Raw genomic sequence first — 12,525 nt, forward strand, 5'->3', positions numbered from 1 at the left:
TTAGACCAATTGGAAAAATATACCAGAAATTAGGTGTTTCTGCGACCCTTTCTTTAAAAAGGAAAAATAAAAAGATTCGGCTTAAAGTAGTTATCACTAAACCGCTTGCTATAAAATTAAATATAGGTTTTAAAAAACTTAATTTTTTCATTAGATAATGTAAATATTTTTACCGTGCAGCCATAAAGACGCACACAGAGCGCAGTCTTTATTCTTCGTAACGGTTTAATTCGCGGTCGTAAAAATCATTTGCTTTTTCGATCAAACCTTCCATTTCTGCATTTAATTCTGCTTCGTCAAGATCTTCTGCTTCTTCTAAAAATTCTACCTCATCATCTTTTAAATTGATAATAAATCTTGGGTAATCAAGGTGAATGATAAAAATATCATCTGGAAAATCAGTATTGTCTCCAAGTAAAAATTTAGGTAATTCCATGTTTTATTTATTTTTTTAGTGTTTATATTATTTTGTCACAGTTTGAAAACCTTTATAATCTGTATCTTATTTTCTGTTCAAATTTAGTTATTTGAAACCGATTTTGTCATTAATCTTCTGGTTAAGTAATGAAAGCGAATGTACAGTAAAATTGCTGCTGCCGTCAATCCTGCCAAAAGTCCGATCCAAACTCCCTGTGCTTTTAATTCTGTATATTCTCCCAAATAATAAGAAATTGGAAAACCAATAATCCAATACGCTGCAAACGTAATGTACATTGGAATTTTCACATCCTGTAAACCGCGTAAAGCACCCAAAACCACAACTTGAATTCCGTCAGAAATTTGAAAAACCGCTGCGATTAAAAGTAATTTTGAGGCAATACTTATTACTTCTTCATTATCTAAAATCTGTCCTGTGTTTTCCATATTTAAAAAGATATACGGCAGATAATCATGAAAAACAATAAAGAACAACGCAAAAACCGTTTCTAATATAATAGCGAGAAGGAAAATAGACCGCGCCACAACAATCAGTTTTTTATAATCCATTAAACCTCTTTGATTACTAACTCTGATCATCGAAGTCACACTTAATCCCATCGCAAACATAAAAGTCATCGATGCGAGACTCAAGGCAATTTGATTTGCTGCCTGACTTGTTTTCCCGATATTACCGCAAAGCCAGATAGAAGCCGTAAACAATACCACTTCAAAAAGCATCTGCATAGCCGAAGGGAACCCGATACTGATAATCTTTTGAATGGTTGATTTTTTTATTTCATCGAAACTAAAATTCTTGAAAAAGCGTTTTAAATCATTTCTTCTAGAAAGCATGATGTGCATGAACATGACCAAAAATATTCTTGAAATTACAGTTCCCAATGCAGCACCAATAATTCCCATTTTTGGAAAAAACCAGATTCCGTAAATCAAAACATAATTTATTCCAACATGAAGCACATTTGCCATAACCATTGCATACATCGAATATTTGGTCATCGACATTCCGTCTGCAAATTGTTTATACCCTTGATACATAATTAACGGAATCAGCGAAAAAGCAACCCACCCCAAATAAGGTTTCGCAAGTACAATTACATCTGCAGGCTGTTCTAACAATTCCATTATTGGTTTTGCGAACATAATCACGCCAAAAAGCACTAAGCCCAGAATAGTACAAAGAAATAAGCCGTGATGAAATGCAGAACGAATTTTGTTATCATTTTTCTCTGCATCACCTTCCGCAACAATTGGAGTAATTGCAGTCGAAAATCCAATTCCAAGAGACATTGCAATAAAAATCATACTATTTCCTAAAGAAACCGCGGCAAGCTCTGTACTTCCTAATTTCCCTACCATTATATTGTCGACAATACCTATTAAAGTATGGCCCACCATTCCTAAAATAATAGGATACGCCAGTCTTAAATTATACGAAAACTCCTTGGTGTACTGCTTTAAATTCACTTGTAATCAATTTTAGTCGGCAAAGATAATCAGAAGCTTCCAATTCTATCCTATTAATAAAAATATAAGCCAATATTAAGCTTAAAATCATTATAGCATAATATTATATAACGATTTTTAAAAATTGTATAACAATCTCGAAATACCTCCGTTTTACTTTTACATCATTAATAATTCAAAATTATAAGCCATGAAAAAATTACAGATTATTTGCCTAGCTGCTTTTGCTTTTTTATTCTCTAACACAACATTCGCTCAAGAAACAGAAGCAACAAATTACGATCAAGGATTTAGATTAGGATTTGGAGTTAACGGAGGACTTCCAACCGACAACGATTATGACTGGGCTCTTGGTGGAGACGTTCGTTTACAATACGATCTTTCTAAAAAGACATCGTTAACCTTAACAACAGGTTTTACTAATTTATTTAATGGCAAAAAAGATGCCGTAGGAAATGACATTAAAGATCTTGGATTTATTCCCGCTAAAGCTGGTTTTAAAGCCTTCGTTTTAAAAGATCAATTTTATGTTCTAGGAGAACTAGGTGCTGGTTTTGCAGTAACAAACGGTTACAACAACACTACTTTTTTATGGGCGCCAGGAATTGGATACGCTAATAAATACATCGATTTAAGTGTTCGTTACGAAGATTATCATGATTTTAGAACCAATCAAGTAGCACTTCGTGTTGCATATGGTTTTAAACTTTAAAAAATAGGTTTAATTTATTATTTTGTTTTTGGTAAAAACCCGACAGCTCGCATAGTCTGTCGGGTTTTTTATTTCTAAAATTTTCCAGTTATAGTAAAAAGCAACCCGACAGATTTTAAAACCTATCGGGTTGCTTCGTCTATAAAAATTATCTAATTGACATATTCTCAAATTATGCAATTCTAACTCTTTTCCAATGTTTTCTTATACATTTCAAAATTGTCTTTAATTTCCTTAGCTAAGTCAGGAACCTGAATATCAGTATATTGTTTCATTTCTTCCCAGATAATTTTAGCTACAATATAACGCGCCATATCTTTATCATCTGCAGGAACCACGTACCAAGGCGCATGCTCTTTAGAAGTCTGATTTATTGCTTCTTCATAATATTCCTGATATTCATCCCAATGTTCGCGTTCCTTAAGATCTCCCGGCGAAAATTTCCAATTGTGCTTTCCTTCTTCTAAACGGCGTAATAATCGAGATTTCTGTTCGTCTTTGCTTAAATGCAGAAAAAACTTCATTACAATCGTTCCGTTTTCAGCAATATGTTTTTCGAAATTATTGATTTGTTCAATTCTGTTATTCCAAAATTTTGGCTTGATATCGTCAACCGACTTAATATCTGGTAGATTCTCTGCCAAAATATACTCAGGATGCACTCTTGTCACCAAAACATTCTCATAATGTGTTCTATTAAAAATCGCAAATTTTCCTTTTTCGGGCAAAGCAATATAATGACGCCATAAATAATCGTGTTCCAATTCAGTCGAATTTGGTGTCTTAAAACTATGAACCACAACCCCGCGTGGATTAAATTCTTTAAAAACTTCTCGAATCAAACTATCTTTTCCAGAAGTATCCATTCCTTGCAGGCAGATTAAAACCGAATATTTATTATGCGCATACATGATATCCTGCAAATCACTCAATTTTGACTGAACCTTATCTAGTTTTTCTTCTTTTTCATCATCATCTGCATCAACATTTAATAAAGTCGGAAGCGTCTTTAATTTTATTTTATCTACAACTTTAAAATCTTTCGGGTCTATTGATTTCATATTTTTAATTTTTTGTCTCATAAATATACTAATTTTACGAAGCATATTCCTGCTATTCATTGCAATACTTTTCAATAAATTGCTTTTTTCTAAGCCATAACAAGAGCTTCCGCTGGTCGCTTTGTTCTGTCAAGAAAAAATTCAATTTCTTTTCAAAGTATTTTCATTGCTATCAGGGCTAGGCAGTTATTTTCAAAACAACAATTCATGGAAAAATTCACATTAGAAATACTATTTCAAATCATCGGAATCGGCTCGGCATCAGGATTATTTTATAATAACGATGCACTTTACATCATTGGCGACAACAGCGGATTCTTGTACGAGTACAATATGCAGAACCAGCAATTAAATCAACACGCTTTAATTGAAAATCCGACACAAAATATCCCAAAAAATTTAAAACCCGATTTCGAATCATTAACACATCATAACGACACGCTTTATGTTTTTGGTTCCGGTTCTACCGAAAACCGAAACAAAATGATCGAATTCGATTTGAAGTCCAAAACCGTTTTAAAGAAAAACAATTTGGTAGATATATACGGTTTAATGCAAAGTTTTGGGGAAATAAAACCCGAAGATTTCAATTTGGAAGGTGCCATTTTCGATGGCGAAAACTGGTATTTATTCAATCGAGGCAACGGAATTTCAAACAAAAACACCATTTTTACCATTCATGCAAAAAGTCTTGAAGATGAATTTGCGTTGATTGCTGTCAATTACAAACTTCCAAAAATAAATGGCGTTCGTTCGAGTTTTACCGATGCCGTTTTAGTCGATGATAAAATCTATTTCCTTTCAACCGCAGAAGACACTAAATCAACTTATGACGACGGCGAAATCTTAGGAAGTTTCATTGGCAGAATTGATCTTAAAACCATGAAAATCGATTTTACCCAAAAAATAACGGCAACCAATAAATTTGAAGGTTTGACTTTCTATAAAAAAGAAAACAATAAAATCGAGTTTTTACTTTGTGAAGATAATGACACGGATCTTTTAGAAACTAAGATTTATAAATTGACGATTCCTGTAAAATAATGCAGCATTTTTTTATTTAGACAGTCTTTGTCTATATCAGAATATCATAAGTAATAATTATAAACCATAAAAAAATAATGATCAGAAAAACCACTTTCGCTCTTTTAGTTTTTATTACAAGTCAAATATCACACGCACAATTTCAATATCCTTCAACACCTGAACATCCAGTTGTAGATGATTATTTTGGAACAAAAATCACAGATTCTTACCGCTGGATAGAAGACATGAAAAACCCAGAAGTGCAAAAATGGTTTAAAGATCAAGGCGATTATACCAATTCTGTTATTAAAAAAATCTCTGGCCGTGATGCTCTTTTCAATAGAATGAAAGAAATGCAGACTTTAGGAGGAGATACTTATAGTTATGTGCAGCAATACGGAGAGAATTATTACTACACCAAAAAGAAAAAAGAAGAAAGTATTGATAAACTCTTCATTCGTAAAGGCTTAAATGGAACCGAAGTTTTAATCTTAGATCCTAATACTTATAAAAAAGATGCAACGATTACCAATTTTACAATAAGCCCGGATCAGAAAAAATTAGCGGTTACCTTATCTCAAGACGGTGCAGAAGTTTGTGATCTGCGAATTATGGATCTTGAGTCTAAAACTTTTCTCGAGGATAATTTAACGCCGGTATGGAGCGAATTTAGTTTCACATTTACCCCAGACAGTAAAGGGATTACTTATACAAAAATGAGTACTAATGATAGTAAAAGTGATAATTTTCTAAAAAACATGAAATCTTTGCTTCACACTATTGGCAGCAATCCTGAAACAGATAAAATTCTGGCTTCAAAAGAGAATAATCCAAATTTAAACCTTCTGTCGGAGCAGTTTCCTGACATCACTTTCTCTGACAATTATACATACATAATTTTAGAAATCGGATCTACAAAAAGCGAAATATTGGCTTTTTATGCTCCTTACTCAGAACTTAGCAATCCTAAAATAAATTGGAAACCGCTTATTAAATATGAAGACGAAATTACAAGCTATCAAATAATTGGAGATCAATTCTTTTTTCTTTCACACAAAAATGCACCAAATTATAAAATAGGATTAACGGATATTAAAAATCCTACTATCAACAATGCTAAAATTGTAATTCCGGAAGGCAATAAAATATTGCGCAGAATTCAGAAAACTAAAAATTTCATTTATTATACTTTAAGTGACGGAATCGTTCAGGACAAATATCAGATTAACCCAAAAACATTAGAAAGTAAAACAATAGCTCTTCCAAAAGGTTCAAATGGAGGTTATGCTTTAAACTCTCGTGAAAATGATAATTTACTGTTTTTCAACAATGGCTGGATCACGCCTTCTACGACTTATTATTTTGATGGTGGTTCTGGCCGCTTAGAAAAGTCAAAACAATTTATTTCCAGCGGAAATTATCCCGACTTTTCAAAACAATATGTTGTAAAAGAAATTGAAGTACCAAGTCATGACGGCGTTATGGTTCCTTTATCTATTATTTATCCTAAAAATATTAAAATGGACGGTTCTGCTCCTTGTTATATTAGCGGTTATGGTGCATACGGATCAAGCAGAACGCCGTATTATATTGGCGATGATTTTATGGCATTGCTGGAGCAAAACACTGTGATTGCTTTTGCACACGTTAGAGGCGGCGGGGAAAAAGGAGCAAATTGGCATAAAGGAGGTCAAAAAGCAACTAAACCAAATACTTGGAAAGATTTTATCGCTTGTTCTGAATATTTGATAAAAGAAAAATATACTTCAGCTGCTAAACTTATTGGAAATGGCGCCAGTATGGGAGGTGTATTAATTGGAAGAGCAATTACAGAACGCCCTGATCTTTTTAGAGTGGCACTTATTGAGGTTGGCGACACCAATATTATACGAAGTGAAATTACTCCGAATGGTCCAAATCAAATACCGGAAATTGGCACTTTAAAAAATGAAACAGACACTAAATATCTTCTAGAAATGGATGCGCAAAGCAAGGTTAAAAAAGGAGAAAAATATCCTGCTGTATTAGTTCATACTGGAATCAACGATGCAAGAGTAGATTCTTGGATTCCAGGTAAGTTTGCAGCAATTTTACAAAATTACAATAGTTCAGAAAGACCAATCTTATTGCATGTAAATTACGCAAACGGACATTTTTCTAATGATCTAGACGTAACTTATAATGATAGTGCTGATATGTTTGCTTTTGCGTTGTGGCAGGTTGGAAATTCAAAATTTCAAATTGCGGAATAATCAATTAGCATAAATTAAATTCACCTTTTACTTTGTATAATTCTTTGTGAATCTCTGTCTAATAATTTTACCGCAAAGATTCACAAAGAATAAACGCAGAGAAGCACAAAGTATTTCGATTACCATAATCGTAGAGACGCACTGTAGTGCGTCTACACAAAGAATGTCAATACCAAACATTGCAGATTCTGTGGTGTTAGACGCACTGCAGTGCGTCTCTACATAAAAATTTTCATGAAATCAAAAATCACGAATGAAAAAACTCTACAAAACCATTACAATTATTCTGTTTTTTGTAAGCCTTAAAAGCTATTCTCAAACACGAGAAGCCATAATTCATTTTAAAGACGGAGATTCTATTGAAGGTTTTGCTTCTTTAAAATTCAATAAAATAAAATTTAAGGTTACTCCCGAGGATAAACCAGATACTTGGGACGAGGAATTTGTTAAAAAAATTACATTCCTTGATTTTGGCGTTACTAGAACTTTCGAATATGTAAAGTTAAACTCTTTAGACAAACCAAAATTGGTTGAAATAATTACCCAAGGTGAAGCGACTTTATATAAAAAAATAGGATCCGATTTTAGTCTTACAGACATGATTTATAATCCGTACGATGATCGCCCTGATAATACCTTAAGCCCAACTTTAAAAACACAATTAGGATCGCAGGCTCAACAACAATTATCAAATTCTAATGTAAGCGAACCTTCTACATTCTATTATATCAAAAAGCCAAAAGATAAATACCCAACTTGTTTAAACTGCGGTGTTATAAACGCGTGGAGAAAAAACACTTCCAAATTTTTCTCCGACTGTGATTTCATCGTTAAAAAATTAAAAGGCGACAAATGGGTTTTCGAAGACATTAAAGAAATTGTGGAATTTTATAATGATATTTGTTTGGGAGAATAAAAAACTGCAAACTGTCAACATATCACGAAAGACGCACTGCGGTACGTTTACTAAAGTATATATAAAAAAAAACATCATCGATTCTCTGACGTTAGACGCACTGCAGTGCGTCTCTACAGTAAAAACTTTGAACCTTTGTAGCTTTGTAACTTTGAACCTAAAAAAAATATTTTAATATTTTTTTCATACCTCTCCCAACCTTTTTATCTTTTTATCTCTCTATATAAGAAAGACAACAATTGTGATAAACGAGACTCAAATAGCAAACTGTAAAAAAATGCACCGCGATGCCCAGCGCGAGGTGTACGAATACATGGCGCCCAGATTGTACCGCCTCTGTAAACGATATTTAAAAAAGGAAGAAGAAATTGAAGAAGCGCTGGCCGATTCTTTCTTCACCATTTTTACCAAACTGGATCAATTAAAAGAAGCGTATGCTTTTGAAGCATGGGCTAGAAGAATTACTGTAAACCATTGTTTGGCGAGGATTCGAAAAGAAACAAACTTCAATATGTACCTTGACGATGTTAAGCTGATTGCTCAGCCTTCAACAGAAGAATTGACAACATTGGAAGAAGAAGATTTACTCAATTTATTAAACCACATCCCAGACGGCTGTAAAACAGTCTTTAACCTTTTTGTTATTGAAGGTTTCGGACACAAAGAAATAGCCGAAATGCTGAAGATCTCCGAAGGCACCTCAAAATCACAATTGAATGCCGCAAAGACCAAATTGAAAGAACTGGTTAATAAACTGTATTATCAAAAAGCAAAATAGTCATGGACAATCAAGATAAATTATTCGATAAAATAAAACAAGCTTCGCAAAATGCCGAGTTTAAGGACTTTCCCGGAATAGAAAAAGTCTGGTCGCGTGTAGAAGACAAATTAGACAAAAAAGAAGATAAAAAAACAATTGCTTTATGGAAAAAAATTGCCATTGCTGCTTCTCTCCTTTTACTGATTTCTTTAGGTTCTCAGTTTTTACATACCGATAAAAATACCGTAACTGAAACTCCAAAGATGGTTATTCAGGAAACTGAAAAAGAGAATTCTCCAAAACCAGTTTTAGATGAAAAAAATACTTCTACTGGAATTGTTTCAAATGAAGAAGGGGTTAAAATTTTAGAAAATCAAACTAAAAGTAAAGAGCGCGTTGCCATTCAGGAATCTATTGCACCAAATACAGAGTTAGTCCAAGCTGCGCCTGCGCCAAGAATTGCAGCAGAAGCTGTTGTAGTTGCTGCGCCCGTAACGGAAGAATCAATTGAAGAAGATGATAAAATTATTTCAAAAAAAGAACTTTCTTCAGAATCGCTTTATTTAAGAAGTCAGGAAAGAGAATCTGCTAAAGTCGCCTTTGCAGATAAAAGTGCCCAAAGAGCTAAGAAAAGTGCGCCTTTAGTAATTCTTAACGGAAACGCTATGGCACACAGCGACGAAGCGAAAAAAGATAAAATGATGCAGAACGAACTTCCGAATCTAAATCCAGAAAATGTTGATTCACTCGTAGTTCTAGATGAACCATTATACATTATCGACGGTATTTATTATTCTGAAAATGATTTATTCGGCAATAATCCAACAAGTCCTTATGCACCGTTAGACAAACAAGACATTAAAACCATAACGATTTTACAAGATCTTGAAGCCACTTCTAAATATGGCGAAAGAGGAAAAAAAGGCGTTGTCATTATTACTACTAAAACAGGAAAACCGGCTTTAAAAAAATAGCCAGACAAAAAAATCTGTGTCAAAGTTTAAAACCTTGACACAGAAAAACATCCGAACATTAATCTAAAAACTTATTATCATGAAAAGTCTAAAACTTATTTCATCAGCCATTGCTATGCTTATATGTTTCGTAAGCGCAGCGCAAGAAAGAATTATTACAGGAATCGTCTCAGATGAAAACAAACAGCCTCTTCCCGGCGTAACCGTCATCAATCAAACTTCTAAAATAAATACTGCAACCAATTTTGATGGCCAATATAGCATTAAGGCCAAAACAGGAGATATGTTGGTTTTTACCTACCTTGGATACAAAAACCAAAGCCAAAAGGTTCAAAATTCTAGTATTATGAACATTAAGCTTCTTCTAGATAATCAGACCTTAAATGAAGTTGTTGTAGTTGGTTATGGCACAAGTAATTCAGAGTATGAAGACCGCAGTTACGCACGTGCCGAAAGAAAAAAAGAAAAAAGAGATAAGTCGCAGGCTCTCCAAGGAAAAGTGGCAGGAGTTCAAGTTCAAAGCAACGCATTATATATGCCAAGTCCGAGTGTTGTAATACGCGGAACGGCATCTGTTTCTCCAAAAAACGAACCACTTTATATTGTTGACGGAGTTCCTGCAAAATCAAATCAAATAGCTAAAATTAACCCAAACGACATTGATAATGTTTCTGTTTTAAAAGATATTGCAGCAACTTCGGTTTATGGAAGTAAAGCTTCAAATGGTGTTGTGGTTATTTCAACAAAAAATGAACTTTATAAAAATCTTTCGGAAAAAGAATTAGACAAAAAATTAAATATCATTACGCCAATTCCTGCTGAACCAACTCAGGAAGATTACGATACTTTTGTTGAAAACGCTTTTGAAAGTCCAAAAACAGCACCGCTTTCTACATTTTCTATTGATGTTGATAATGCTTCTTATACCAACATCAGACGTTTTTTAAATAACGGACAGCAGGTTCCAAAAGACGCAGTGCGTGTAGAAGAAATGGTGAACTTTTTCAAATATACTTATCCACAGCCGAAAGATCAGAATCCGTTTTCTATTAATACAGAGGTGAGTGATTCGCCTTGGAACGCCAATAATAAAATTTTGAAAATTGGTTTACAGGGAAAAAACATTCCAACAAATGATTTACCAGCTTCGAATCTTGTTTTCTTAATTGATGTTTCAGGTTCTATGAGCGATATAAACAAACTGCCTTTATTAAAACAATCTTTAAAAATATTGGTAAACGAATTAAGATCAAAAGACAAAGTGGCAATTGTAGTGTATGCAGGCGCTGCAGGAATGGTTTTACCTCCAACTTCCGGCGATGAGAAAAAAACAATTATTGATGCTTTGGATAAATTACAATCTGGCGGCAGTACAGCAGGCGGAGCAGGAATTGAATTGGCTTATAAAACTGCAGCAGAAAATTTTATTAAAGGCGGCAACAATCGTGTCATTCTAGCAACTGACGGCGATTTTAACGTAGGAAGCACTTCTAACTCTGACATGGAAAAACTTATTGAAGAAAAAAGAAAAACAGGCGTTTTCCTGACTTGCCTTGGTTACGGAATGGGAAATTACAAAGACAGTAAAATGGAAATTCTTGCCGATAAAGGAAACGGAAATTATGCGTATATCGATAATATTCAAGAAGCAAATCGTTTTTTAGGAAAAGAATTTAAAGGTTCTATGTTTGCTATCGCGAAAGATGTAAAAATTCAGATTGAATTCAATCCAAAACAAGTTCAATCGTATCGTTTGATTGGTTATGAAAACAGAAAATTGCGTCCAGAAGATTTTAAAAACGATGCCATTGATGCAGGAGAATTGGGAAGCAATCATACCGTTACGGCTTTATATGAAATTATTCCTGCAGGTGTAAAAAGTAATTATTTAGACGGACAGCCTGATGATTTAAAATATACCAAAACAGAAACCAGTTCAACGAATTACAGTAATGAATTGGCAACGATAAAATTCCGTTACAAAAAACCTGACGGCGAAAAAAGTATCGAAATGGTTCAGGTAATTGAGAACAAATCGGCTGCTATGGAGAAAGCGAGTGATGACATGAAATTTAGTGCTGCCGTAGCTTGGTTCGGATTAAAACTAAGAGATTCAAAACTGATTGCTGACAAATCTTCTGAAGAGATTGTGAAATTGGCAAAACAAGGAAATTCAAACGACAGCGAAGGGTATAAAGCCGAATTTATTCGTCTTGTTGAAGGAGCGAAACAGTATAATTAATAGATATTGTATTACATTTGGCTTTTTTAAAACATTAATTTTTATACTCGTATGAACCCTATTTTAAGCCAAAATCTATTTTTAGTAAAAGAACATGTTGGAATGTTTAAAGCCGCAAATAATTATGACATATACAATCCAGAAACGAATCAGATAATTATGAATTGCCGAGAAAACAATCTTGGTTTTTTCACTAAAATACTTCGTTTTACAGATTACAAAAGAGCAACTCCGTTTAATATTGAAATCACAACTGCTTCTGGCGAAAAGCTAATTACCGTAAGAAGAGGCGTTGCCATATTCAGATCGACAGTTGAAGTATTAGATGAAAAAGATCGTCTGATTGGAACTTTCAAACAAAAATTCTTTTCTATTGGAGGAAAATTTGATATTCTAGACAAAAATGAAAGACCCGTTGCAACTTTACAAGGAAAATGGACTGGCTGGGATTTTAAATTCTCACACGAAAACAGACAATTGGCTCAAGTAAGTAAAAAATGGGCGGGACTAGGAAAAGAATTTTTCACAAGCGCCGATAATTATGTGCTTCAAATTGAAGAAAATGTTGCAGCCGACAGTCCGTTGAGACAATTAATCTTAGGAGCTGTAATGTGTATCGATATGGTTTTGAAGGAATAATAAAAGTTGTTAAACTTAGATTAAGAATATATTTTAAA

The 12,525-nt window shown here is 33.7% G+C and carries 11 protein-coding genes; 8 read left to right on the forward strand and 3 right to left on the reverse strand.

Annotated features, from left to right (window positions below):
• Nucleotides 1–208: 208 nt before the first annotated feature.
• Nucleotides 209–436, reverse strand: coding sequence for a hypothetical protein (locus tag BSF42_RS04945; RefSeq protein WP_095951997.1), 228 nt, complete (start codon nt 434–436; stop codon nt 209–211).
• Between the two features lie 83 nt (nt 437–519).
• On the reverse strand, nt 520–1,905 hold the full coding sequence (locus BSF42_RS04950) for an MATE family efflux transporter (protein WP_095951998.1): 1,386 nt from the start codon (nt 1,903–1,905) through the stop codon (nt 520–522).
• Nucleotides 1,906–2,095: 190 nt separating this feature from the next.
• Between BSF42_RS04950 and BSF42_RS04955 the strand changes: the two genes are divergently transcribed.
• Nucleotides 2,096–2,617 carry a hypothetical protein gene (locus tag BSF42_RS04955; RefSeq protein ID WP_095951999.1) on the forward strand — a complete coding sequence of 174 codons (522 nt, stop codon included), beginning with the start codon at nt 2,096–2,098 and terminating at the stop codon, nt 2,615–2,617.
• A gap of 182 nt (nt 2,618–2,799) precedes the next feature.
• Here the strand turns inward: BSF42_RS04955 and BSF42_RS04960 are convergent, their stop codons facing one another.
• Entirely contained in the window at nt 2,800–3,678 is an 879-nt protein-coding gene (locus tag BSF42_RS04960; RefSeq protein ID WP_095952074.1) for a PPK2 family polyphosphate kinase, read from the reverse strand.
• 207 nt (nt 3,679–3,885) lie between these two features.
• On the opposite strand from BSF42_RS04960, the gene BSF42_RS04965 reads away from it, so the two are divergent.
• The 7 genes from BSF42_RS04965 (at nt 3,886) to BSF42_RS04995 (ending at nt 12,487) form a co-directional block, all read left to right on the forward strand.
• Entirely contained in the window at nt 3,886–4,722 is an 837-nt protein-coding gene (locus tag BSF42_RS04965; RefSeq protein WP_095952000.1) for a hypothetical protein, read from the forward strand.
• A 77-nt stretch (nt 4,723–4,799) separates the two neighbouring features.
• Nucleotides 4,800–6,956 (forward strand): prolyl oligopeptidase family serine peptidase, encoded by a 2,157-nt coding sequence (locus BSF42_RS04970; protein WP_095952001.1) that lies wholly within the window; start codon nt 4,800–4,802, stop codon nt 6,954–6,956.
• 253 nt (nt 6,957–7,209) lie between these two features.
• The gene (locus BSF42_RS04975) at nt 7,210–7,872 is read left to right on the forward strand and encodes a hypothetical protein (protein ID WP_095952002.1); all 663 of its coding nucleotides are present in this window, start codon (nt 7,210–7,212) and stop codon (nt 7,870–7,872) included.
• Nucleotides 7,873–8,149: 277 nt separating this feature from the next.
• Nucleotides 8,150–8,650 (forward strand): RNA polymerase sigma factor, encoded by a 501-nt coding sequence (locus tag BSF42_RS04980; RefSeq protein WP_095952003.1) that lies wholly within the window; start codon nt 8,150–8,152, stop codon nt 8,648–8,650.
• A gap of 2 nt (nt 8,651–8,652) precedes the next feature.
• On the forward strand, nt 8,653–9,606 hold the full coding sequence (locus tag BSF42_RS04985) for a hypothetical protein (RefSeq protein WP_095952004.1): 954 nt from the start codon (nt 8,653–8,655) through the stop codon (nt 9,604–9,606).
• Between the two features lie 79 nt (nt 9,607–9,685).
• A complete protein-coding gene (locus BSF42_RS04990) occupies nt 9,686–11,848 on the forward strand; it encodes a VWA domain-containing protein (RefSeq protein WP_095952005.1) in 2,163 nt (720 codons plus the stop codon).
• A gap of 51 nt (nt 11,849–11,899) precedes the next feature.
• The gene (locus tag BSF42_RS04995; RefSeq protein ID WP_095952006.1) at nt 11,900–12,487 is read left to right on the forward strand and encodes a phospholipid scramblase-related protein; all 588 of its coding nucleotides are present in this window, start codon (nt 11,900–11,902) and stop codon (nt 12,485–12,487) included.
• Nucleotides 12,488–12,525: the final 38 nt, after the last annotated feature.

This window comes from Flavobacterium sp. ACN6 (assembly GCF_002304005.1).
GTDB lineage: Bacteria > Bacteroidota > Bacteroidia > Flavobacteriales > Flavobacteriaceae > Flavobacterium.